The following is a 22,587-nucleotide window of genomic DNA, read 5'->3' as shown; positions in this document are numbered from 1 at the left end:
ATGCGCTTCGGTTTCATCGCCCATCCGACCTCTGTCCCTTTGAAACGCTATGTGAAAATGCTCGATCTGGTGCAGCGCAGCAGCCAGGATTTCCACAGCGGCTATTCGCGCGATCTCTGGTCGCATAACAACCTTGTGCCCTTCATGAATTTCGACCGCATCGTCAGCGCGACAGGGGCCGAGACCTCGGGTCAGGTGCGCTATCTGCCGCTGACCGCACAGGAAATGATCCATGACGCTCAAGGCAGCCTGCGCCGCGTCATCCAAGGCACAAAATCGCTGGCCGCTGACGGGGCCGATCTGGTCGGGCTGGGCGGGTTCACCTCTATCGTCGGGCGTCGCGGGATCGAGGTCGCCAATGCCAGCCCCGTTCCTGTCACCAGCGGCAATTCCCTGACCGCTTATGCCGCCTATCGGGCGCTGCAACAGGTCATGCGCTGGATGCAGCTACGCCCCAGCGATCACCGTGTCTGCATCGTGGGCTATCCCGGCTCTATCGCACTGGTGATTGCGCGGTTGCTGCTGGAGGAAGGCGTCGAACTGGATCTGGTCCACCGCCAAGGGGCCAAACCCGAGGATCTGCTCGCACATCTGCCCGAACGCTGGCACCACAAGCTGCGCCTGAGCGGCGATATCTCGGCCTTCTATGGAGAGACCCGCTTTTTCGTGGCCGCCACATCGGCGGGCGGGGTGATCGACGCACATCGCCTTGCCGCCGGTTCGATCGTGATCGATGTGGCGCTGCCGCGCGATGTCGAGGAAAGCGTGGCCACCCAGCGCGAGGATATCCTGATCATTGATGGCGGCTGTGTGACCGCTTCCGATCAGGTGCGGATCGGCGGCGAAAGCCTGAACCTGACCATCAAGCAGCAACTCAATGCCTGTCTGGCCGAAACGCTGGTGCTGGCTCTGGAAGGCCGCGCCGAGATCTATTCCATCGGGCGCAGTCTGGACAGCGAGAAGGTGCTGGCGATTGGCGAGATCGCCCAGCGGCATGGCTTTGCCCCCGATCCGCTGGCCTCCTATGGCCAGCGCGTCGAGCCCTCTTTCGTTGCCAGCTTCCGCCGCTATCACTGCACCGACCGCCCAAAGGAAAGCGGGCTGACCGCGCAACCGATCCTCCCCGAACGCCACAGCCAGACCCATTATGATACCGCGCAGCGTTTCCGCCGCCATATCAACCCCTATCTGGCCGATTTCCTGCAGACCCTGCATTGCGACCGCGTCTTCGAGACGGCGCAGGGCGTGGTGCTGACCGATACCGAGGGGCAGGACTATCTGGATTTCGTGGCGGGCTATGGCTGCCTCAATCTGGGGCATAACCCGCCCGCCGTGGTGACCTCGCTACAGGCGTTTCTGGCCGGATCGCAGCCCAATTTCGTGCAATATGTCTCGTTCCCAAAACAGACGGCGCTGCTGGCCGAGCGGCTGTGCCAGACCGTAGGCGGGCGGATGGAGCGGGTGTTCTTCTCGAATTCGGGCACCGAGGCCATCGAGGCCGCGCTGAAACTGGCGCGCGCCGCCTCCGCGCACCACATCATCGCCCATGTCGAGAACAGCTATCATGGCAAGACCCTCGGCGCGCTTTCGGTGACCGGACGCGACAAACACCAGCGCCCGTTCCGCCCGCTGCTGCCGGGCACGGTCTCTGTGCCCTTTGGCGATCTGGACGCGCTGGAGGCGGTTCTGTCGCAAGGCGATATCGCGGCGTTCATCGTCGAGCCGATCCTGGGCGAAGGCGGGGTGCATGTGCCGCCCGAGGGCTATCTGCGCGGCGTCCGCCAGCTGTGTGACCGCTATGGCGTGCTGCTGATCCTTGACGAGGTGCAGACCGGTATGGGGCGCACGGGGCGTTTTCTGGCCAGCCAGTGGGAGGGCATCCATGCCGATATCCTGTGCCTGTCGAAATCGCTCTCGGGCGGTCTGATGCCGATTGGCGCGACGCTGTGCCGTGCGGAGACATGGGACCGTGCCTATGGCAGCAGTGACCGCTTCGTGGCGCATAGCTCCACCTTTGGCGGTGGCAATATGGCCGCAGTTGCGGGGCTTGCCACGCTGGAGGCGATGGCCGACGGGACGGTGATGGACAATGCCCATCGGGTCGGTGAGGCGCTGCGCCACAAGCTGGCCGAAGCCACCGCCGAATTCCCCTTTATCGGCGAGATCCGCGGCAAGGGTCTGATGCTGGCGGTGGCCTTTGCCGCCGACTTCTCGGGGGCGGTCTCGGCAGGGGCGCATGAATTTGCCACCCGCCTGCCCGGCGACTGGCACATGACATGGCGCTTCCTGCCCGATCAGGTCCGCGAGAACCTGCTGGACGCGATGCGCCGCTTCGAAGGGTCGCTGTCGGAAATGTTCTGCATGCGCTTCGTCACCAAGCTGGCACAGGATCACAACATCCTCACCTTCGTCACCGCGAATTCCAACACCGTCATCCGTCTGCAACCCCCTCTGACGCTGACGCAGGATCAGGCCGACCGTTTCGTCGAGGCCTTCCGTGCCGTCTGCGCCGACATGTCGACCTTCCTGAACTGAGGACCAATTCATGGACACTCCCCTTGCCCATGTCAGCGGCACCCTGTTGTCATTTTTCAACGCACAGGCGCTGATCAGCGGCTACGAGCTTGGCATTTTCGAGGCCGCCCGCGACGGGGCCGAGGCCCGCGAGATCTGCGCCACCTGCGCCCTGCCCGAAAGTTCGGGCCAGCAACTGCTGATCGCGCTGGCAACGATGGGCTTTCTGAGCCGCACCCAAGCGGGCTTCGCGCTGCCCGCCGATCTGCGCCCCTATCTGCTGCGGGACGGCGCAGCCTATATGGGCGGGCTGGCCCGCCATGCGGCCAAATTCCTCTACCCGCTCTGGGGACAGGCCGCCGCTGGCATCCGCGAGAACCGCAACCAGCGCGAGAAGGTCTTCAACGACCCGCGCAAATGGTTCGAGATGCTGTATTCGGACCCTGCCGATGTCGCGGATTTCCACGCCTTCCTCAGCGTGCTGGCCGATCCTTTCGTGGAAAGCTTCACCCGTGACTTCGACTTCACCCCCTATCGCAGCTTCCTCGATATCGGCTCGGGGCGTGCCGCATTGCCGCGCGCGGTGCTGGCGGCCAATCCGCAGCTTGACGCCGCGGTCTGCGATCTGCCCGAGGCCGCGACCCATATGCGCAAGGAACTGGCGCAGGCGGGCATGGACGGGCGCATCGCGGTGTATGAAGGGGATGTGATCACGGGGAACCTGCCCGAGATTTCGGCCGATCTCGTGCATATGGGCTGGATGCTGCATGATTACAGCGCCGAGACCCAAGCCACGATCCTGTCCAACCTCTTTGCAGCCCTGCCCCCCAAAGCCACCTTCATCGCCAGCGAGACACCGCTTGATGATGACCTGTCCGGCCCCGCCTTTGTCGCGCTGTTGTCGATCAATATGCTCGTCTCCTGCGATGGCGGCATCGAAAGCACGACGGGGCAATATCTCGAACGTTTCCGCGCGGCGGGCTTTGTGAACGTGCGTGCCGCATCGCTGGCGGGACCGCGTGTCCTGCTGATCGGCGAAAAACCCTGACCCTGAAGACTGGACCCGATTATGGAACAACAGATCCTTGAGATTATCGAAGAGAATTACGGCCTTGGCCAAGATCAGGCGCTGACGCCCGACACGCCGCTGCTGGAGCTGAACATTCTCGATTCCAGCGCCTTCTTCGACCTGATCGAGCTGCTTCAGGCGCAGTTCGACATTCAGGTGCCGCTGACGAAAATCGTGCCGGAAAACTTTGCCGATATCCGCGCGATTGCCCGCATGACCACCGAGTTGATGACACCGGGCGTGGCCTGACACGTCCTGCGGACGCCCCCAACAGGAGAGATGAGATGAGCGACGACCAGACCACCCTGGACCTTTCGCGTGACGAAACCGCGCTCGCGCTGACCCTTACGGTCGTGCAGCACCATACCGGCTACAGCCCCGAACAGCTTTCGCCCGAGGCCGAATTCGAGGCCGATCTGGGCATTGACAGCATCGTCCTGCTGGAGATCCATTCCGATCTGATGGGCCGGTGCAACTGTGCAGGGGGCAGTCTGGACGGGATCCGTTCGATCCGTGATCTCACCCGCCAGCTGCTGGAGCGGCTTGGCGCTGCGCCCCTGCCCGAATTGGCGGCGCAACCGGCCCCGAGCGGGGCGGCGGATCTGGTCGACACCCTGCTCAATGCCGCGCAGGAGGCCCCCACCGAGGACGTGCGCCCCGTTGCGCCGCAAGACACCCGCACCATGCGCGATTTTGCCGACCTGCCCAGCCGTGACCTGTTCCATAAGGCCAGGGAATTCAGCGCCTTCTATCAGGCCCAGCGGGCGCAGGGCTATTACTGGTACGGAATGCCGCTGGAGACCCCCTGCCAGAATCGCGCGGTGATTTTTGACGAGGTGGCGGGCCGTCCCCGCGAATTCCTGATGTTCGCTTCGAACAACTATCTCGGGCTGGCCAATGACCCGCGGGTGCTCGAGGCCATCCGCGATGCCGCAACCCGCTATGGGGCGACCAATACCGGCTGCCGCCTGATTGGCGGGTCGAATATCCTGCATAAAGAGCTGGAAACGAAACTGTCGCTGCTGAAGGGCACCGAGGATTCCATCGTGTTCCCCTCCGGCTATTCCGCCAATCTGGGCACGATCTCGGCGCTCTGTTCGCAGCGTGACATGGTCTTTACCGATGCGATCAACCATATGAGCATCCAAGATGGCTGCAAGCTGTCGGGGGCCTCGCGCAAGATCTACCAGCACAGCATCGCCTCGCTGGAACGCACGCTGGAACGCAGTGCCGATGCCGAGGGCGGGCGCCTGATCGTGACCGATGGCGTGTTCTCCATGCATGGCGATATCGTCGATCTGCCGCGTCTGGTGGAACTGGCGCGCAAATACGACGCCAAGGTGCTGGTGGATGATGCCCATTCCACCGGTGTGCTGGGCAAGACGGGGTCGGGCACCAGCGAGCATTTCGGGATGAAGGGGCAGGTCGATCTGGAACTGGGCACCTTCTCGAAAACGCTCGCAGGCGTTGGCGGCTTTGTCGCGGCGCGGGCCGAGGTGGTGGAATATCTGCGCTTCTACGCCAATTCCTATGTGTTCGCCGCCACCATCCCCGCCCATGTCGCGGCAGGGTTGATCATGTCGATCGAGCTGATGATGACCGAACCGCAACGGCTGGCCACGCTCTGGCGCAATATCGACCATCTCAAGAGCCGCCTGCTGCGGGCGGGCTTCGATCTGGGCGAGACCCAGAGCGCGATCCTGCCCGTCGTCATCGGTGATGACCGCAAGACACTGGAACTGGGGCGTGCGGTCCGGTCCCGCGGGATGTTCTGCCAGACCGTGGTCTTCCCCGGCGTGGCGGTGGGCGATGCACGGCTGCGTATTTCGGTCACCTCGGAACATACGCTGGAAGATCTCGATCTGGCCGCCCAGATCCTGATCGAAAGCGCCAAGGAAGTGGGGATCGGGGTCGATGACTGACATCTCCCGCCAGCAGGCCGCGCCGTTCACACCGGTCACACAGGGGCTGCGCGTTCATGCAGCCCGCACGCCCGAGGCCCCGTGCCTGAAGGGCGAGACGCCGCTGTCCTATGGCGCGCTTTACACACAGGTCGCGCGTCTGGCCGGTCACCTGCAGATCGCGGGCCTCTCGGAAGGGCATCGCCTCGCGATCTGGACCCAGAAGGGCCCGCAGGCGATCACCGCGATCTGGGGGGCGCTCGAAGCGGGGCTTGCCTATATCCCGCTTGACCCCTCGCAACCGGGCGAGCGGGCGGCAAGAATTCTGGCCGAGGCGCACCCCGAGGTGCTGGTGGTCTCGCCCGATCTTCTGGCCCATCTGCCCGGTCCGCTGCCCGACAGCCTGCAACTGGTCATCTTCAGCGATTGTGCCGACACGGCGGAACTGCCCGCGCTTCCGGTGCCCAGCCTGCGGCTCGACCGGCTGGCTCCGGTGCCGCACCACCCCGCACAGCCGCAACCCGACTGGATTGCCGCGATCCTGTTCACCTCGGGCTCGACAGGTGTGCCGAAGGGCGTGCAGATGTCCTATCGCAATCTCGATGCCTTTATCGGCTGGGCGGTCAAGGAATTCAGCCTCGGCCCCGCCGATGTGATCGGCAACCATGCCAGCTTCCACTTCGATCTCTCGACCTTCGATCTGTTCGCGGCGGCGCGGGTGGGGGCCTCTGTCTGGCCGATCCCCACAACAGAGCAATCCAATATCATCGCCATTTCCGAGGGGCTGAAGCGGTATAGGGTGACAACAGTTTATGCCGTGCCCTCGATCCTGACCATGCTGACCCGTGCCAAGCGGCTGGCCCCTGCCCATGCCCCGGCGCTGCGCCAGATCGCCTTCGCAGGCGAGGTCTTCCCGATTGGCGATCTGCGCGCGATGGCCGCGCAGGTCGGGGCGGATATGCCGCTTTACAATCTCTATGGCCCGACAGAGACCAATGCCTGCACGTTCCATCGCATAACCCCTGCCGATCTGGCAGCCGACCATCCCGCCCCGATTGGCCGCCCCCTTCCCGGCCAGCGCGCGTTCATCCGCGACCCCGAGACCGGCCATGCCGTAGCGCCGGGCGAAAAGGGCGAACTGGTCATCGAAGGGACGATGGTCACGCCCGGCTATCTCAACCATCCCGACCCCGCGATCCAGCGCGATCATGCAGCAGGGCGCCATGCGACGGGGGACATCGTGTCCGAACAGCCCGAAGGTCTGGTCTATCACGGGCGCATCGACCGGATCGTCAAGATCAACGGCAACCGTGTCGAGCTGGGCGAGATAGAGGCCGCGCTGGCCCGCCATCCGGCGGTCGCCCAAGCGGCCGTGGTGCAGATCCTCGGCCCGCGCGGGGCGGCACTGGTGGCCTTTGTCACTCCGGTCCATGCCGCGCATCCGCCCGCGCAAATGGAGATCTTGGAGCATCTTCGCGACCTCCTGCCCCGCTTCATGCTGCCCCGCCATATGAAGATCATGTCGGATCTGCCGCGCACCCCCAATGGCAAAACCGATATGCGCCACCTCCAGCGTATCGCGGAAGATGCCTTCCTGCCGGGCCCGCGCCACAGCCACAGGGTCGAACCCGTATGACCCAGCCCTCCCGCACCCTTGCAGGCGCCAGCCCCGCAACGCCATATCCACAGACCCGTCTGGCCTGCAAACTGGCGATTGTCGCGGCCAGACACGCGGTAGCGGGGCCGGAGCAACCCTATCCGCCGAACCGGCTGGCGGCCTGCGACCCGCGGATCGCGGCGGAACTGTCCGGCCTACGGGTGGCGCTTCTGCCCCCGCCTCCCTGCCCGGCGGCAAGTTTCCGGATCCCGCCGATCTACGAACGGGCCGTCTCTATGCTGACGCTCAATCTGCTCTGGCTCGCGCGCGAGGCGGTTTCGGCGCAGCCGCTTTCGGACCATGCGGACCGCACCGATATCCTTGTCACCATCTGCGGCGGGTTCGATGCCACATTGCGCAATGCGCTCAAGGTGGCGGGCGTGCGCGCATTGGCCCAGTCCCCGCCCGAGCCTCTGGCGCAGGGCCGCAAGCGTTTGCAAGAGGCCTTCGGCTCGACCACCCATGACAAGGTCGGCGAGATGGCCAGTATCATCGCCGCCCGCATCGGCATCGAAACCAAGGCACGGGGCCGGATTCTGGCGCTGGAAAATGCCGAGGCCGGTCTGGTCAACGCCTTGCAGATGGCCTCGCTCAACCTGAGTGACGGAAGCAGCGACAGGGTGATCATCGGCACCGGCCAGCGTATCGAAGGGGCGCATATAGCGGCGGCGCTACAACATCGCTTCGGGCCGGATCTGGTGCTGGAGGAAGGCGCAAGCCTTCTGGTCCTGCGCAGGCTCGATCTGGCGCAAAAGGACGGCGACCCCATTCTGGGCGTGATCGAGACCGCCGATCTTGGTGCAGTCGACCCCGTTCAGCCCCCCGCTCCGACAGGGCGTTACGGGCTGGGCCACGAGGTCGCACGCCAGTTGCGGGACGCGCTGGAAACCCTGCCACAAACCGGACAGGCCGTGCTTGCGGGCCGTTCGCTTTACGGACAGCGCTGGCAGTTGCGCCTGTCGCGCGACGCCCAGCACGGCACTGAGAACGGCGCACAAACCAACGCATCCCCGCCCCCGCGCGCCGCCCCCTTGGCCATTCTGGGCAGCGGGGCCTGCTATGGCCCCTTCACCACGCGCGCGCAGGTCGGTCAGGCGTTTCGCGACGGCGAAAATGGCATCGGCCCTGTCAGCGCGGAAGCCCTGCCCCGCAGCTGTGCCTTCGATCCCCAGAAACAGGCCCCCCTGACCAGCTATTCCGATCAGGGGGCCGAAAGCCCTGTCACGGCGGCTCCCGATGCCACACGCGCCTTGGCCTACAGGGTCGCGAAGGAGGCGCTGTCTCAGGCGGGGGCCACGCCGGACTGGGGGCGCTGGTCAATCATTCTGGCAACGCAGCTTTGCACCAATCTCGAACGTCAGGTCTCGAACGCGGTGCACCAAAGCGCGCTCGAGGCTATTCTGGGCAGCGATATCGCCCCGCCGCCCACCCCGACGCCCGCCCCGCTGCCGCAGACCCCGCTTTGCGAGATGCTCCCGAGCCATCTGGTCAGGCAGCTCAGTGTGGAATTCGGGCTGGCGGCCAGCGGCCTGACGGTCGAAAGTGCCTGTGCCTCATCACTGGCGGCGCTGGATCTGGCCCGCGCCCAGTTGCGCGCGGGGCAGGCCGATGCGGTGCTGGTGATTGCGGCGGAAACCCCGATCAACCAGCGCGACTTCACGCTCTGCTCGGCGCAAAGAATGCTCTCGGCGGGCCGCATCGCGCCCTTCTGCCAGACTGCGGATGGTTTCTCGCCCGGGGACGGGGCGGGCGCGGTGGTGCTGCGGCGGCTGGCGGATTGCGCCACCGAGACCAGCGAGGCCAGCACGATCGAAGGGGTCATTCTGGGCATTGGCGGGTCGTCGGATGCGCTGTCCTTTACCGCCCCCGATGCCAGCGGCCAGATGCGGGCGATGCAGCGTGCGCTGGAAGATGCGGCCATTGCCCCCGAGACGGTCAGCTATGTCGAGGCGCATGGCACCGGCACCCGACGCGGCGACGGGATCGAGATCGAGGCGCTGAATGCGGTCTATGCCGCGCAGCGCCACGGACCGGCCGGTCTGGGTTCGGTCAAATCGCTGATCGGGCACAGCTTTGCAGCCGCCGGTATGGCGGGGCTGTTCCGTGCGCTGGAGGCTGTACAGACAGGACAGACCCCGCCCACCCTGCTGCGCGGCGCGCTGAGCACAGAACTGGGGCTGGAGGCTGGCGGCTGGCAGATCCGTCCGACGGCGGACACCTCTTCCCCTGCGGACCGCATGGCCGCCCCCCATCGCCGCGCCGCCGTCAATGCGCTTGGCACGGGTGGCACGAATTTTCACATGATTATCGAAGCAGCCCCCGCTGCATTGGACGAAACGGATCATATATGCATTTGATTATCCACAAAATCCGCCTGCTCGCCCCCGAACAGGCCGCGGCCTTCGAAGCATGGGTGCTCGGCACCGATTACGCGACCTGCCCGCAGCTGCCCAGCGTCGAGGCCTTCAGCGTCCAGCGTGCCGATGCCGGACAGGGCTTCGACTATTTCGAGGTCATCACCGTCACCTCGCAAGCCGCCTTCGAGGCCGATATGGCCAGCGCGGCCTTTGCCAGCCTCGTCGCGGCATTTTCCGGCATGGCCGAGGTTGTCGAAGAGCTTTCCGGCGCGCAGCTTGGCCAAGGCTACCGGCGCGCGGCCTGCCTATGATCACCGTCACCCATCTGCGTCTTGGCCCCCATTGCCCCACCGCCCTGACGCTACAGGACGGGCCAAACGACAGGCTGCGCAGCTTGGCCGCAAAGGTGCTATCCCCACCCGAGCACGATCTGTGGCACAGTTTCGGACAGCACAAGAAGCAGCGCGAGTGGCTGGCCGGTCGGCTGGCCGCCAAGATCGCATTGCGGCGACAGATGCCCCGCTTGGGCCCCTTGCGGACGCTCTCGCTGCTGCCGCGCGAGGGGCGCAGCGGGCCGGTGGCGGGGCCGCAGGGCTGGCAGGTGTCTCTGGCCCATAGCGGCGCATACGCGCTGGCTGCCTGCGCGCGCCATCCTCTGGGGGTCGATATCGAGACGCGGACCACGTTCCGGCCCGAGATCCTGCCCTATTTCCTGAGCACGACCGAGCGCGATCTGCTGGGCCCGCTCCCGCCGGACGACCCGCGTCTGCCAGTGCTCTGGGCGGTCAAGGAAGCCGTGCTGAAAACCCGCCTTGCCCGCAGTCTTGCCGAGATTTCCGACATCTTCTGGACAGGCTGGGGCCACGGCTGCCGCATCGCCGTCAAGGATGCCCGCCTGCCCTGCCTGACCGCGTTTGGCGGGATCTGGCGCGGCACGGCGGTTGCGGTGGCCTCGGCACATATCCGCACAGAGGCCCGCGCATGACGCAGATCCCACCGCTGATCACCCAAGCCGCCTCGATCGCACGATGGGCACCGTCATCTCATAATTGCCAGCCGTGGCAGGTCAGCCTGCAGGCCCTGCCGCAGGAGCGCAGCTATCAGGCGCTTCTGACGCTGGATGAGACGGCCCGTCTGGCGGCGCTGGACACGCTTGCGGCGGAGATGGCCCTGAGCCTCGGGCTGTTTGCAGGCATTTTCTGCCATGTGCTGGACTTGGGCGGCGCGCAATGGCGCTGCCATGTCGAAGGGGACAGGGCGCTGCGGATCACGATCACCCTGCCGGCTGTGGAAACGCGCACGGGGCTGGATGCCTTTGCCGAACAGGTCCGCAACCGGCGCACCACCCGTGGCCCCTTCGCCGCAACCCCCATCAGCCGCGCCGATTGCGCGCGTCTGGCGGCACGCCACTGGCCACTGCTGGGCACCGGCCAGCCGGCCGACCTAAGGATCACCCAAGACCCGCAGACCCGTCAGAAGGTGGCGGCTCTTGTGGCCCATTACGGGGCGCTGGATTTCTCGAATTTCGCCGCATGGTCAGAGACCTACCGCCATATCCATTTCCAGCCCGCGCCACAGGTCGCAAAAACGCGCGGCTTCCCGATCGAGGCGCTGCTCGGGCCGCTACCGACGCTCAGGCGCAAGCTGCTGCAACTGCTTCTGCATCCGGTCACGATGCAATGCCTGCGCCCATTCGGGCTGGCGCGGACACTGGCACGCGAACTGGCCGATCTGGTGCGCACCACCCCTGCCATCCTGATCTTGCAGGCACGGACACCAAACCTGTCCTTTGGCGATCTGCTGGAAACCGGCAACCGGCTGGCCGAGCTGTGGCTGGCGGCGGCGCAGCTGGGGTTGCAGATCCATCCGCTGAGCGTGCTTCTCCAACACGCGCGCCCGCGTGACGCATTGCGCCTATCGCTCCGGCTCACGGAGTGGCCCTGTTTCATCGCCCGTCTCGGGGCACAAAAACCGGCGGAGATCGTCACCCCGCGCGTGGAAACCAGTGTGATCCTGCATGCGACCTCCGCGCAGCGCGACCCCTGTGCCGCTCCCTGTGCCGACCATTCCCCCTTACTGTCTGACTGAAGGTCTGTCATGGATTTTTCCCTTTCCCCCGAACAGCAGGAGCGCAACAGCCATCTGGCGCGCTTTGCCCAAGATTTCGCCGCAACCTGCGCCAAGGACCCGCAGTCTTCGTCCGGCTTCTCGCGCCCGCAATGGGACAGGCTCTGCGCGATGGGGCTGGCGGGGCTGCCGCTGCCCGAGACCTATGGCGGCACCGCGGCAGGGGCGCTTGAAACCATCCAGAGCTACGAGACAATCGCCCGTCATATCCCCGATCTGGGCTTGCTGTTTTCGCTCTGTGCGCATCTCTTCGCCTGTGTCATTCCGGTCTGGCGGGGCGGCACAGACAGCCAGAAAGCCGACTGGCTGCCCGCAATGGCACAGGGCCGCAAAATCGCCGCCAACGCGATTTCGGAAGAGGGGTCCGGCTCGGATGTCTTCGCCATGAAAACGCGGGCAGAGAAACAGGGGGGGCAGTATATCCTCAACGGCACGAAGCGGTTTATCACCAACGCCCCTGTCGCGGATATGCTGGTGGCCTATGCCCGGACCGATGCGACCTCTTCCTTTTTCGGGATCAGCTGTTTCGTGCTGCCCACCGATCATCCCGGCGTGACGATCAGCGCCGAGGAAAGCAAGTCAGGCCTGCGCTCCAGCCCGTGGGGCAGCGTGCATTTCCAAGATTGCGCGCTGCCGGAAAGCTTCCGGATCGGGCCGGAAGGTGCCGGAGCCAGCCTGTTCCACGAGAGCATGGTCTGGGAAAGATGCTGCCTGTTTTCCATCTATCTGGGCGCGATGGAGCGCATTCTGGCGCTCTGTCTGGAGCATGCGCGCACCCGCGTGCAATTCGGGCGCCATATCGGGGCCAATCAGGCCATCTCGAACCGGCTGGTCGATATGCGCCTGAAAATCGAGACCGCACGGCTTTTGCTGTATAAGGCGGCATGGCTCTATGATCAGGGCAAGCCCTGCGAGCAGACCGTCGCCCTGAGCAAGATCTGGATCGCGGAATCGGCGGTGCAGATCGGACAGGATGCAATGCAGATTTTCGGCGGCGAGGCGATGACGGCTACCCATCCCGTGAACCGGTTTCTCAATGACGCCATGCCCGCGCGGATTTTCTCGGGCAGTTCCGAGATGCAGCGCGAGATCGTCGCCCGCGCGATGAAATTACGTTAACCATTCAAGAAAGATATAGAAATGACCCCTGTCTATTGGATCATGATCGCGATCACCGTGCTGTTCACGCTTTTGGGCATGCTGTCGGCATGGCGCACGGGCGATACCAAATGGCCCTTTGTCTTCGGCTTTTTCAGCATCCTGCCCGTCACCATCGTGCTGGCCGTTCAGGGCGAGGGCGCTGCGTGGCGGCGCTGGATGATCGTGGCGCTGGTGGCGGTCTATGTGGCGCGGATGCTGTATACGCTGCTGATCTGGTTCAATGCGACAGGGGCGGCCAAGCTGAAGGATCAGGTCAAGCCCAGCCAGTTTCTGGTCCTGCCGCTGGTCTTGGTACCGGTGTTCTGCTGGCTCTATCCGCTGCCCTTCTTTGCCGCGATGGACCGCACCGATCCGTTCGGGCTTTATGATGCGCTGACGCTGATCTGCTATGCTTTGGGCACGCTGTTCCATCTGGGGGCGGATTACCAGAAATGGGCCTTCAAGCAGAACCCCGAAAATCGCGGCAAGCTGCTGCATGGCGGGTTCTGGGGCCTGTCGCGCCATCCCAACTATTTCGGGGATTTCCTGATTTACCTGTCTTTCGCACTGGTCTCTGTCTGGCCTTGGGGGCTGGTCGCGCCGGTGGTGAACCTCTTGCAGTATTTCTTCGATGCGATCCCGAAAAACGAGAAACTCTCGCAAGAACGGCATGGCGAGAACTGGGCGCGCTACTGCCGCTCGACCCCGCTCTTCCTGCCCTATGGCGCGTTCAAATCCTGACCACCGCGCGGGTTGATCGCGCTAATATCTCTCACGACAATAAAGGCAGAATGTCCATGTCGGGTCTTCCCTCTTTCCGCCCTCGCTTGAGGATCTTCATGGCCGTTCTGGCACTGGGCACGGCACAGGCCTGGCCCGCGCTGGCGCAGGACGCGCCAAGCGTGCAAAGCCCCGCCCGCGTGTCGGGCTTTGCACGGCTGCGCCCGCAAGATGGCGTGCGCTATCTGACGGGGCCTGCGGGGGACACCACCTATCGCATCAGCAAGGTGCTGGTGCATGAGGGAGAGATGGTCACGGCCGGTCAGCCGCTTCTGGAACTGGATACCGGCGGGCCACTTTCGGCCACCGTGGCTTTGGCCGAGGCCGGTGTGACCGAGGCAGAGGTCTCGGTCAATTTCGCCCAGATCGATATCGAACGGAAATCGCGGCTGCGCAAATCCTCGGTCTCGCCGATCTCGCAAAGTGATTACGACACCGCCCTGCAAACGCTGGAACTGGCCAAAGCCCAGCTGGTTACGGCGCAAAAGCAGCTTGATTACGACAAGATCCTGCTGGAACAATCGGTGATCCGCGCGCCCACTGACGGAATGATCCTCGACCTGAACAAGCGTATGGGCGAAGGGGTGATTGCCGGAGAGGACCTGATCGAGATGGGCGATGTCGCCCATATGGAGGCACTGGCCGAGATTTTCGAGACCAAGGCCCGCTTTGTCGCAGTCGGGCAGACCGCCAGGTTCGAAAGCCCCGCGCTGGCGCATCCCGTCAGTGGCAAGGTGATTCGGGTCCTGCCGAAAGTGACCGAAACGACGATCTACGCCACCGATGCGCTGGAAAATCTGGAAAAACGGGTAGTGCAGGTGGTTATCGCGCTGGATCGCCCCAAAGATGTCCTGCTGCTGAACGGTTTTCAGGGGACCGTGCTGATTGAGACGCGTGGGGCGGCCCGATAATGCCCGCACGCAACCAAAGATTTTCGCTGGCATGGCGGCTGCTGAGCTTCGAGCCGCGGCGGCTGCTGGCGGCCATTTGCGGCGTGGCGTTCGCTGTGGTGCTGATCCTTGTGCAGATCGGTTTCTACAACGCCATGATCGACAGCGCCACCAAGGTGCATAGCAGCCTTGAGGCCGATCTTGTCATGCTGCCTGCCGATTTCGAATATTTCGGCGCCGAGCACCAGTTCTCCCGCATGCGTCTGCACGAGGCGATGGCGACCGAAGGGGTGCAAGAGGTGGCCCCGCTTTATGTATCGCTGATGAATTTCAAGAATATCGAGAACGGCTATTCGCGGTCGATCATGGCCATCGGCGTAGAGCCGGACAAGCCCGCGATCAACCTGCCGGAATTGGTCGCGGCGCAGGACCAGTTTACCGTAAGCGGCGCGGTGCTGTTTGACCGTAAAAGCCTGCCCGCCTATTTCGGCGACATCACCGGTGCCTTTGCGAAAACCGGCCATGTCGATACACAACTGGCCGACAAGCCGGTGCGGATCACCGGACTTTTCGATATGGGCACGTCGTTTATCGCCTATGGCACCGTCATTATGGGCAGCCCGACCTTCTTTGCGCTCCGCCCCGATCTGAGCGCGGCGGAACCCAGTCTGGGGCTGATCAAACTGGCCCCCGGATATGATCCGGCAACGGTGCGCGACAGGTTGCAGGCCGATCTGGAGGCCAAGGATATCAAGATCGTGACCCGCGCCGATTTTGTGGCGCTTGAGGCGAATTACTGGAATACCACCGCCGCTATCGGGTTTATCTTCATCACCGGTGCCTTGATGGGCATTCTGGTCGGCTCGGTGATTGTCTACCAGATCCTTTACACCGACGTGACGGACCACCTGCCCGAATATGCCACCCTCAAGGCGATGGGCTATCGCGACAGCTATTTTTCGGCGCTGGTGCTGAAACAGTCGTTGATCCTGTCCTGTCTGGGCTATGTGCCGGGCGTGGCGATTTCGGCGCTGATCTATTATTTCACGGCCCAGAGCACCGGCTATGCGCTGCGACTGACACCGGGCTGGTCGCTTGCGGTGTTCCTGATGACCTCTGGCATGTGCCTGTTCTCGGGCATTCTGGCCCTGAGACGCCTGCGCAAGGCCGATCCGGCGGAGCTTTTCCAATGACACATCCCGTAATCGAATTTTCCGGCCTGTCGCATAGCTATGGCAGCAAGGCATTGCGCCGGCAGGTTCTGTTCGACCTGAGCGGCAGGTTCGATCCCGGCGAAATCGTGATCGTCAAAGGCCCCTCCGGCTCGGGCAAGACCACATTCCTGACCCTGATCGGCGGGCTTCGCGCCACTCAGGAAGGCCAGATCAGCGTTCTGGGCCAGCGTCTGGATGGCACATCGGCGCAGCAGCGACTGCAAATCCGGCGTCATATCGGTTTTATTTTCCAGATGCATAACCTGATCGGGGCGCTCACGGCCACCCAGAATCTTCTGATGGCGTTACGGCTGCATCCCGAAATCCCTGCGCCCGCCAAAGCGGCCCGCGACCTGCTGGAACAGGTCGGCCTGTCCCATGCGCTGGACAAATATCCGCGCGAGATGTCGGGCGGCGAACGCCAGCGGGTGGCCATTGCGCGGGCGCTGGTCACCCGTCCCAAGATCGTGCTGGCCGACGAGCCGACCGCCTCGCTGGATGGCAAGACCGGCAAGATGGTGGTGGAGCTGCTGCGCGATCTGGCGAGCCAGAACGGCTCTGCGGTGCTGATGGTGACCCATGACGCGCGTATCCTCGATACCGGAGACCGCGTGCTTGAAATGGAAGACGGGCGCATCCGCGCGGCGTGATGCCGGACGGGTCGCGTCGTCAAACTGTCATCCTCTTTACGTTATCCTACCTTTGAAGAGTTTCTGTGCGCCGGTTTTGGTGTTACGGTCGCGTCAGCAATTATCGACCCCGCTCAAAAGCGCCGTAATTATTTTATCGGATATGTTCAGAACCGCGTTTGGGTAGCTATTTGACGTCATAGACGAGGATTTAGACATGCGAGACAGCACAGGCGCGGCAGCCACGAAATTGACGGACACAATCGAGCATAATCTGGCGCATCTCGATTTCGACTATTACGCGATTTGCGCCATCGGGGCACAGGATTTCACGGCGGCAAAATCCCTGCCCACCATGCATGTGACGAATTACCCCGAAGAATGGGCCCGCCATTATGCCAGCCAGCAGCTTTATAGCTATGATCCGGTGCTGCAATTCGGGCGCCTTGTGTCCTATCCGGTTAAATGGTCGGATCTGAAACATGCGTCGGGCTATGGCGACACGCATGGCCATGTCCAACGGCAGGCGCAGGATTTCGGGCTGTATTCCGGCATCTGCATGAGCATCCACAATCTTGATGGGAGCCTGCTTCTGGCCTCGCTGTCCAAAGCCAATCCCTGTGCGTTGAACGACACGTTGATGAACGAGGCCGCGCGCGCCTTACAGTCTCTCAACGGGGTGTCAGCATCGCTGAAGCTGGCCGGAAAAAACGATTACGACCTGACCAAACGCGAGATCGAATGCCTGAGCTGGGCGGCCATCGGCAAAACCTCCAGCGATATTTCCGCGATCCTGCATATCAGCAATAACACGGTGGATTGCCATTTCAAAAGCGCGATGCGCAAGCTTGCGGCCAATAGCCGGACTTTCGCGATCATCAAGGCCATGCGCAGCGGCATTCTGTCGATCTGAGGCGACCGGAAACACAACGCCTCCGCTTCGGACATCCAAAGCGGAGGCGCAGGACATACGGGATGACGGGTCTTAGAAATCCCAGTCTTCGTCTTCGGTGGCCACGGCCTTGCCGATCACATAGCTCGACCCCGAGCCCGAGAAGAAGTCGTGGTTCTCGCTATCGGGCGAAAGTGCGGCCATGATCGCGGGGTTCACCTCGCAGGCTTCCGGCGGGAAGAGCGGCTCATATCCCAGATTCATCAGCGCCTTGTTGGCGTTGTAATGCAGGAAGTGGCGCACATCTTCGGTCAGCCCGATACCGTCATACAGCTCTGCCGTATATTGCGTCTCGACCTCATAGAGATCGAACATCAGTGCAAAGGCAAAATCCTTGACGGCGGCGCGCTCTTCTTCCGAGACTTTCTCCAAAGCGCGCTGGAACTTATAGCCGATGTAATAGCCATGCACCGCCTCGTCGCGGATGATCAGGCGGATCATATCGGCGGTATTGGTCAGCTTGGCGCGGCTGGACCACCACATCGGCAGATAGAAACCCGAATAGAACAGGAAGCTTTCCAGAAAGACCGAGGCCACTTTTTTGCGCAGCGGATCTTCGGCCTTATATTCATTCAGAATCAGATTCGCCTTGCGTTGCAGATGCGGGTTCTCTTCCGCCCAACGGAAGGCCTCGTCCACCTCTGCGGTCATGCACAGCGTCGAGAAGATCGACGAATAGCTGCGCGCATGTACGGCTTCCATGAAGGCGATATTGGACAGAACCGCCTCTTCATGCGGCGTCACCGCATCTGCCATCAGCGTCGGCGCACCAACGGTATTCTGCACCGTGTCGAGCAGCGTCAGGCCAGTGAAAACGCGGATCGTCAGTTGGCGCTCTTCGGCTGTCAGATTGGCCCAGGAGGGCACGTCATTCGACAGCGGAACCTTCTCGGGCAGCCAGAAATTCGAGGTCAGGCGGTTCCAGACCTCAAGGTCCTTATCGTCCTGAAGCCGGTTCCAGTTCACGCCCTTGAGCGGCGCTTTTTTCGTTTGATCAAGCATAACTCTTCCTTTCCCGACAGTTACAAGCTGCAGGAGACACAGCCCTGCACTTCCGTGCCTTCCAGCACGGCCTGACGGAGCCGGATGTAATAGATGGTCTTGATCCCCGATTTCCACGCGCGGATCTGCGCACGGTTGATGTCGCGGGTCGTCGCGCTATCGGGGAAGAACAGGGTCAGCGACAGACCTTGGTCCACGTGCTCGGTGGCCGCCGCATAGGTGTCGATCAGCTTTTCGGGGCCGATCTCATAGGCATCCTTGTAGTATTCAAGGTTGTCATTATCCATATAGGGTGCCGGATAGTAGACGCGGCCGATCTTGCCTTCCTTACGGATCTCGATGCGCGCGGTGATCGGGTGGATCGAGGCGGTCGCATTGTTGATATAGCTGATCGAACCGGTCGGCGGTACGGCCTGCAGGTTGCGGTTATAAAGACCATGCGCCATCACATCATCCCGCAGCTGCGCCCAATCGGCGCGGCTGGGCAGGGTGATGCCGAATTTCTCGAAAAGCGCCGTCACCGTCTCGGTCTCGGGCAGCCAGTCGCGGGTCACATATTTCTCGAAGAATGACCCGTCGGCATAATCCGATTTCTCGAAGCCCACAAAGCTTTCGCCCTTCTCGCGGGCGATCAGGTTCGAGGCCCTGAGCGCATGATAGGCCACAGCCGCAAAATAGGCGGAGGTAAAATCGATCCCCTCTTCCGAGCCGTAATGGATACGCTCACGCGCCAAGAACCCGTGCAGGTTCATCTGGCCCAGACCAATCGCGTGGCTCTGGTCATTGCCCTTACGGATCGAGGGCACAGCGTCAATCGCCGACATTTCCGACACGGCGGTCAGTGCGCGGATCGCGGCCTCGACGGTCGCGCCCAAGTCACCGCCATCCATAGCGCGGGCGATGTTCAGCGAGCCCAAGTTGCACGAGATATCCGTGCCCATATGTGCGTAGCTGAGGTCTTCGTTGAAGGTCGAGGGCTCGGCTACCTGCAGGATTTCCGAGCAGAGGTTCGACATGGTGATGCGCCCGTCGATCGGGTTGGCGCGGTTCACCGTGTCTTCGAACATCAGATAGGGGTAGCCGCTTTCGAACTGGATCTCGGCGATGATCTCGAAGAAGCGACGCGCGCGCATCTTGGTCTTGCGGATACGGGCATCCGCGACCAGCTCCTCGTATTTCTCGGTGACCGAGATTTCCGAGAAGGCACAGCCATAGACTTTCTGGATGTCATGCGGCGAGAAGAGATACATCTCGGCATCGCGTTTCGCCAGCTCGAAGGTGATATCGGGGATCACCACGCCGAGCGAGAGCGTCTTGATGCGGATCTTCTCGTCGGCATTCTCGCGCTTTGTGTCGAGGAATTTGAGAATATCGGGGTGGTGGGCGTTCAGATAGACCGCCCCTGCCCCCTGACGCGCACCCAGCTGGTTGGCATAGGAGAAGCTGTCTTCCAGCAGTTTCATCACCGGAATAACGCCCGAGGACTGGTTCTCGATGCCTTTGATCGGCGCACCGGCTTCGCGCAGGTTGGTCAGCATCAAGGCCACACCGCCGCCACGCTTCGAGAGCTGCAGCGCCGAGTTGATCGAGCGACCGATGGATTCCATATTGTCTTCAAGACGCAGCAGGAAGCAGGACACCAGCTCGCCGCGGCTTTTCTTGCCAGCATTGAGGAAGGTGGGCGTTGCCGGTTGGAAACGGCCTGCCAGCATCTCTTCGGTGAGCGACAGCGCCATCTTGCGGTCACCCCGCGCCAGCGCCAGAGCCACCATCACCACGCGGTCTTCATAGCGTTCAAGGTAGCGCTGACCGTCGCGGGTCTTCAGCGTATAGGCGGTATAATATTTGAACGCGCCAAGGAAGGTCGGGAAGCGGAACTTCTTCTTGTAGGCCGCATCCCAGATCTGGCGACAGAAGTCGCGATCATAGAGATCGAGCACCGAGGCGTCGTAATAGCCCTCGTCCACGAGGTAATCGAGCTTCTCATCCAGCGAGTGGAAGAACACGGTGTTCTGGTTCACATGGTTGAGGAAATAGGCGCGCGCGGCCTGCTTGTCGGCCTCGAAACGGATCTTTCCATCCGCATCATACAGGTTCAACAGCGCGTTCAGCGCGTGATGGTCGAGCCCTTTTACGGCGTCTGCTTTGTCAAGCATTGTGCTCTCCAGAATTTCTCGAGCCCGTCTCTGACACGGGCAATATCTAGGTCGGTGCCACTCAGCTCGAATCTATAGAGCAGAGGAATCTTGCATTTTTCGGCAATCACTTTGCCCGCATAGCCATAGTAGATCCCGAAATTGGTGTTTCCGGTGCCGATTACCCCCCTGATATTCTTGCGTATCTCGGGGTTGTTCAAAGCATGGATCACGGGTTTCGGAACCGCCCCCCGACCCTCGCCATCGCTATAAGACGGGCATATTAGCACAAAAGGCAGCTCGGCCAAACTGGCCGAGCGATCTTCTGTACCACCAATGCGGATAGCGGGCAGTCCAAGTCGGGTGATGAAGCGATGCGTGTTTCCGGTGGCCGAGGAAAAATAGGCCAGCCCGGTCATCGGATCGGGTCAGGCGCCAAGGCTTGCGATGCGGTCCGGACGGAAGCCTGCCCAGTGGTCGGCACCCGCCACAACAACAGGTGCCTGACGGTAGCCAAGGCCGGTCACTTTTTCCATCGCTTCGGCATCCAGCGTCAGATCGATGACATCATGCTCGATCCCACGGGCATTGAGCGCGCGGATGGTCGCAGTGCATTGAACGCAAGCGGGCTTGCTGTAGACGGTAATAGACATAGGCTCTCGACCCCGAAGCAAAGGGGCGGACATTCGGGAAGGTGGATCGCATTTCTGCCAAACTCCCCCCGGACGCACCGCCCGTGGACATTATCGCATTCAGGCTGGCCGCTGACAGGCCAGAGACGGCCTGCCCACCTGTCCGCTCCGGCATTGCAACAGGACAGCCTGCCACAGCGGAGATCTCGGACGGGCCGGAACTGTAGCGGCCCTTTGCGTGAGGCTGATATAGTATCCCACCCCACCTGATGCGCTATATATAGTAGCCACTTTGCGCCCAAAGTCCAGTGCCTTTTTCATCCGGCCCTCTGCAGGCCGAACGGGGTATATCACCTTGGCCCTGCATCTGAATCGCGGGACTTTCGAGTTACAAAGAACCCCGCCCAAAGCAAAGCGCAAAAAAATAATTCTGGGGCTAGACGGGGTTTTCCGACAGCGCACACCGAATCGACGCTCCGGATTCGTTCACGGGAGGTTCAATCCCGGGCTGAAAACCGGAGACGGCCTCGCCCTGCAAAACATAAAAGGGCCGCCCCGAAGGACGACCCGAACCGGCATGCGGCCACTATATCTTGCGGAAAGACGCGCGCCTTAGCCCATACGCTCCGACGAGAACGATCCCGGAGACGCAGGAAAGACCACCGTTTTCGACCCGTTGATGAAGACGCGGCGATGGGCATGGGCATGGATCGCCCGCGCCAGAACCTGACTTTCCACATCGCGCCCCAGCGAGACGTAATCCTCGGGCGATTGCGCATGGGTCACCCGCACGGTGTCCTGCTCGATGATCGGGCCCTCGTCCAGATCGGCGGTCACATAATGCGAGGTCGCCCCGATCAGCTTCACCCCGCGGGCAAAGGCCTGCTTATAGGGGTTCGCGCCTTTGAAGGACGGCAGGAAGGAATGGTGGATATTGATGATCCGCCCCGACATCTTCTGGCACATCTCGTCCGAGAGGATCTGCATATAGCGTGCCAGCACGATCAGCTCGGCACCCGCCTCCTCGACCACCTGCATGATGCGGGCTTCGGCCTCGGGTTTGTTTTCCTTGGTCACCTTGATGCAGTGGAAGGGGATATCCTGATTCACCACGACCTTCTGGTAATCCATATGGTTCGAGATCACCGCCACGATCTCCACCGGCAGCGCGCCGATGCGCGCACGGTACAGAAGGTCATTCAGGCAATGCCCGAAGCGCGACACCATGATGACGACTTTCATCTTGGTGGCCTCATCGTGGAAGGCGAAGTTCATACCGAAACTTTTCGCAGTCTCGGCAAACTCGCTGCGCAGGCTTTCACCATCATTCCCCGTCTCCGAGGTAAAGCTGACCCGCATGAAGAAATTCCCCGTCTCGAGATCGTCGAACTGGGCGCTATCGGTGATGTTGCAGCCTTTATCGGCCAGAAAACCCGAGATGGCCGCGACGATGCCGCGCTGGGTAGGACAGGTTACAGTCAGGCAATATTTGGTCATGTGAGTATCCGAAAGTCTTTCGCCATAGAGGTATAGCCCCATCGGAGGCATGAAGAGAAGAGGAACCGGTCAAAGACCGCCCCGATTGCAC

20 protein-coding genes are annotated in these 22,587 nt (G+C 62.3%); 15 read left to right on the top strand and 5 right to left on the bottom strand.

Annotation, left to right across the window (positions count from 1 at the left end; all coding sequences use genetic code 11):
* From WDB86_RS16005 to WDB86_RS15935, 15 genes are all read left to right on the top strand, one after another.
* A complete protein-coding gene (locus WDB86_RS16005) occupies positions 1-2,535 on the top strand; it encodes an aminotransferase class III-fold pyridoxal phosphate-dependent enzyme (RefSeq protein ID WP_330647125.1) in 2,535 nt (844 codons plus the stop codon).
* Between the two features lie 10 nt (positions 2,536-2,545).
* Positions 2,546-3,562, top strand: coding sequence for a methyltransferase (locus tag WDB86_RS16000; protein WP_339109601.1), 1,017 nt, complete (start codon positions 2,546-2,548; stop codon positions 3,560-3,562).
* Positions 3,563-3,583: 21 nt separating this feature from the next.
* On the top strand, positions 3,584-3,832 hold the full coding sequence (locus WDB86_RS15995; protein WP_330647127.1) for an acyl carrier protein: 249 nt from the start codon (positions 3,584-3,586) through the stop codon (positions 3,830-3,832).
* A gap of 35 nt (positions 3,833-3,867) precedes the next feature.
* Entirely contained in the window at positions 3,868-5,505 is a 1,638-nt protein-coding gene (locus tag WDB86_RS15990; protein ID WP_341485731.1) for an aminotransferase class I/II-fold pyridoxal phosphate-dependent enzyme, read from the top strand.
* The gene (locus WDB86_RS15985; RefSeq protein ID WP_341485730.1) at positions 5,498-7,120 is read left to right on the top strand and encodes an AMP-binding protein; all 1,623 of its coding nucleotides are present in this window, start codon (positions 5,498-5,500) and stop codon (positions 7,118-7,120) included. Before WDB86_RS15990 ends, WDB86_RS15985 begins: the two co-directional genes overlap by 8 nt.
* On the top strand, positions 7,117-9,498 hold the full coding sequence (locus WDB86_RS15980; protein ID WP_341485729.1) for a beta-ketoacyl synthase N-terminal-like domain-containing protein: 2,382 nt from the start codon (positions 7,117-7,119) through the stop codon (positions 9,496-9,498). The genes WDB86_RS15985 and WDB86_RS15980 overlap by 4 nt, the downstream gene beginning before the upstream one ends.
* Positions 9,489-9,809 (top strand): hypothetical protein, encoded by a 321-nt coding sequence (locus tag WDB86_RS15975; protein ID WP_330647131.1) that lies wholly within the window; start codon positions 9,489-9,491, stop codon positions 9,807-9,809. Before WDB86_RS15980 ends, WDB86_RS15975 begins: the two co-directional genes overlap by 10 nt.
* On the top strand, positions 9,806-10,483 hold the full coding sequence (locus tag WDB86_RS15970; protein WP_341485728.1) for a 4'-phosphopantetheinyl transferase superfamily protein: 678 nt from the start codon (positions 9,806-9,808) through the stop codon (positions 10,481-10,483). Before WDB86_RS15975 ends, WDB86_RS15970 begins: the two co-directional genes overlap by 4 nt.
* Positions 10,480-11,586 carry a hypothetical protein gene (locus WDB86_RS15965; protein WP_341485727.1) on the top strand — a complete coding sequence of 369 codons (1,107 nt, stop codon included), beginning with the start codon at positions 10,480-10,482 and terminating at the stop codon, positions 11,584-11,586. The genes WDB86_RS15970 and WDB86_RS15965 overlap by 4 nt, the downstream gene beginning before the upstream one ends.
* Before the next feature lie 9 nt (positions 11,587-11,595).
* The gene (locus WDB86_RS15960) at positions 11,596-12,744 is read left to right on the top strand and encodes an acyl-CoA dehydrogenase family protein (protein WP_341485726.1); all 1,149 of its coding nucleotides are present in this window, start codon (positions 11,596-11,598) and stop codon (positions 12,742-12,744) included.
* A 21-nt stretch (positions 12,745-12,765) separates the two neighbouring features.
* Positions 12,766-13,506, top strand: coding sequence for a DUF1295 domain-containing protein (locus tag WDB86_RS15955; protein ID WP_330647135.1), 741 nt, complete (start codon positions 12,766-12,768; stop codon positions 13,504-13,506).
* Positions 13,507-13,604: 98 nt separating this feature from the next.
* Positions 13,605-14,456 carry an efflux RND transporter periplasmic adaptor subunit gene (locus tag WDB86_RS15950; RefSeq protein WP_341485725.1) on the top strand — a complete coding sequence of 284 codons (852 nt, stop codon included), beginning with the start codon at positions 13,605-13,607 and terminating at the stop codon, positions 14,454-14,456.
* Positions 14,456-15,628 carry an ABC transporter permease DevC gene (gene devC / locus WDB86_RS15945; RefSeq protein WP_341485724.1) on the top strand — a complete coding sequence of 391 codons (1,173 nt, stop codon included), beginning with the start codon at positions 14,456-14,458 and terminating at the stop codon, positions 15,626-15,628. The genes WDB86_RS15950 and devC overlap by 1 nt, the downstream gene beginning before the upstream one ends.
* Positions 15,625-16,299: an ATP-binding cassette domain-containing protein gene (locus tag WDB86_RS15940; RefSeq protein ID WP_330647138.1), complete on the top strand. Its 675-nt coding sequence runs from the start codon at positions 15,625-15,627 to the stop codon at positions 16,297-16,299. The genes devC and WDB86_RS15940 overlap by 4 nt, the downstream gene beginning before the upstream one ends.
* 196 nt (positions 16,300-16,495) lie before the next feature.
* Positions 16,496-17,191 (top strand): autoinducer binding domain-containing protein, encoded by a 696-nt coding sequence (locus tag WDB86_RS15935; RefSeq protein ID WP_330647139.1) that lies wholly within the window; start codon positions 16,496-16,498, stop codon positions 17,189-17,191.
* A gap of 72 nt (positions 17,192-17,263) precedes the next feature.
* Here WDB86_RS15935 and nrdF read toward each other — a convergent pair whose 3' ends face one another.
* From nrdF to purU, 5 genes are all read right to left on the bottom strand, one after another.
* Complete coding sequence (gene nrdF, locus WDB86_RS15930) at positions 17,264-18,232, bottom strand: class 1b ribonucleoside-diphosphate reductase subunit beta (protein ID WP_330647140.1); 969 nt, start codon at positions 18,230-18,232, stop codon at positions 17,264-17,266.
* 20 nt (positions 18,233-18,252) lie between these two features.
* The gene (gene nrdE, locus WDB86_RS15925) at positions 18,253-20,388 is read right to left on the bottom strand and encodes a class 1b ribonucleoside-diphosphate reductase subunit alpha (RefSeq protein ID WP_341485723.1); all 2,136 of its coding nucleotides are present in this window, start codon (positions 20,386-20,388) and stop codon (positions 18,253-18,255) included.
* Positions 20,364-20,786, bottom strand: coding sequence for a class Ib ribonucleoside-diphosphate reductase assembly flavoprotein NrdI (gene nrdI, locus WDB86_RS15920; protein WP_339109590.1), 423 nt, complete (start codon positions 20,784-20,786; stop codon positions 20,364-20,366). Before nrdI ends, nrdE begins: the two co-directional genes overlap by 25 nt.
* 9 nt (positions 20,787-20,795) lie before the next feature.
* Positions 20,796-21,020, bottom strand: a complete 225-nt coding sequence (nrdH, locus tag WDB86_RS15915) for a glutaredoxin-like protein NrdH (protein WP_330647143.1) — start codon at positions 21,018-21,020, stop codon at positions 20,796-20,798.
* Positions 21,021-21,611: 591 nt separating this feature from the next.
* Complete coding sequence (purU, locus tag WDB86_RS15910; protein ID WP_341485722.1) at positions 21,612-22,496, bottom strand: formyltetrahydrofolate deformylase; 885 nt, start codon at positions 22,494-22,496, stop codon at positions 21,612-21,614.
* Positions 22,497-22,587: the final 91 nt, after the last annotated feature.

The organism is Thioclava sp. GXIMD4215, from assembly GCF_045291555.1.
GTDB lineage: Bacteria > Pseudomonadota > Alphaproteobacteria > Rhodobacterales > Rhodobacteraceae > Thioclava > Thioclava litoralis.
The sequence above is the reverse complement of the archived record's forward strand: the minus strand, read 5'-3'. Positions and strand labels throughout refer to the sequence as shown.

What these genes read in the sequence shown, in the direction of transcription:
- WDB86_RS16005 (WP_330647125.1), top strand. Translation starts at nt 1, where the DNA reads ATGCGCTTCGGTTTCATCGCCCATCCGACCTCTGTCCCTTTGAAACGC.
- WDB86_RS16000 (WP_339109601.1), top strand. Translation starts at nt 2,546, where the DNA reads ATGGACACTCCCCTTGCCCATGTCAGCGGCACCCTGTTGTCATTTTTC.
- WDB86_RS15995 (WP_330647127.1), top strand. Translation starts at nt 3,584, where the DNA reads ATGGAACAACAGATCCTTGAGATTATCGAAGAGAATTACGGCCTTGGC.
- WDB86_RS15990 (WP_341485731.1), top strand. Translation starts at nt 3,868, where the DNA reads ATGAGCGACGACCAGACCACCCTGGACCTTTCGCGTGACGAAACCGCG.
- WDB86_RS15985 (WP_341485730.1), top strand. Translation starts at nt 5,498, where the DNA reads ATGACTGACATCTCCCGCCAGCAGGCCGCGCCGTTCACACCGGTCACA.
- WDB86_RS15980 (WP_341485729.1), top strand. Translation starts at nt 7,117, where the DNA reads ATGACCCAGCCCTCCCGCACCCTTGCAGGCGCCAGCCCCGCAACGCCA.
- WDB86_RS15975 (WP_330647131.1), top strand. Translation starts at nt 9,489, where the DNA reads ATGCATTTGATTATCCACAAAATCCGCCTGCTCGCCCCCGAACAGGCC.
- WDB86_RS15970 (WP_341485728.1), top strand. Translation starts at nt 9,806, where the DNA reads ATGATCACCGTCACCCATCTGCGTCTTGGCCCCCATTGCCCCACCGCC.
- WDB86_RS15965 (WP_341485727.1), top strand. Translation starts at nt 10,480, where the DNA reads ATGACGCAGATCCCACCGCTGATCACCCAAGCCGCCTCGATCGCACGA.
- WDB86_RS15960 (WP_341485726.1), top strand. Translation starts at nt 11,596, where the DNA reads ATGGATTTTTCCCTTTCCCCCGAACAGCAGGAGCGCAACAGCCATCTG.
- WDB86_RS15955 (WP_330647135.1), top strand. Translation starts at nt 12,766, where the DNA reads ATGACCCCTGTCTATTGGATCATGATCGCGATCACCGTGCTGTTCACG.
- WDB86_RS15950 (WP_341485725.1), top strand. Translation starts at nt 13,605, where the DNA reads ATGGCCGTTCTGGCACTGGGCACGGCACAGGCCTGGCCCGCGCTGGCG.
- devC (WP_341485724.1), top strand. Translation starts at nt 14,456, where the DNA reads ATGCCCGCACGCAACCAAAGATTTTCGCTGGCATGGCGGCTGCTGAGC.
- WDB86_RS15940 (WP_330647138.1), top strand. Translation starts at nt 15,625, where the DNA reads ATGACACATCCCGTAATCGAATTTTCCGGCCTGTCGCATAGCTATGGC.
- WDB86_RS15935 (WP_330647139.1), top strand. Translation starts at nt 16,496, where the DNA reads ATGCGAGACAGCACAGGCGCGGCAGCCACGAAATTGACGGACACAATC.
- nrdF (WP_330647140.1), bottom strand. Translation starts at nt 18,232, where the DNA reads ATGCTTGATCAAACGAAAAAAGCGCCGCTCAAGGGCGTGAACTGGAAC.
- nrdE (WP_341485723.1), bottom strand. Translation starts at nt 20,388, where the DNA reads ATGCTTGACAAAGCAGACGCCGTAAAAGGGCTCGACCATCACGCGCTG.
- nrdI (WP_339109590.1), bottom strand. Translation starts at nt 20,786, where the DNA reads ATGACCGGGCTGGCCTATTTTTCCTCGGCCACCGGAAACACGCATCGC.
- nrdH (WP_330647143.1), bottom strand. Translation starts at nt 21,020, where the DNA reads ATGTCTATTACCGTCTACAGCAAGCCCGCTTGCGTTCAATGCACTGCG.
- purU (WP_341485722.1), bottom strand. Translation starts at nt 22,496, where the DNA reads ATGACCAAATATTGCCTGACTGTAACCTGTCCTACCCAGCGCGGCATC.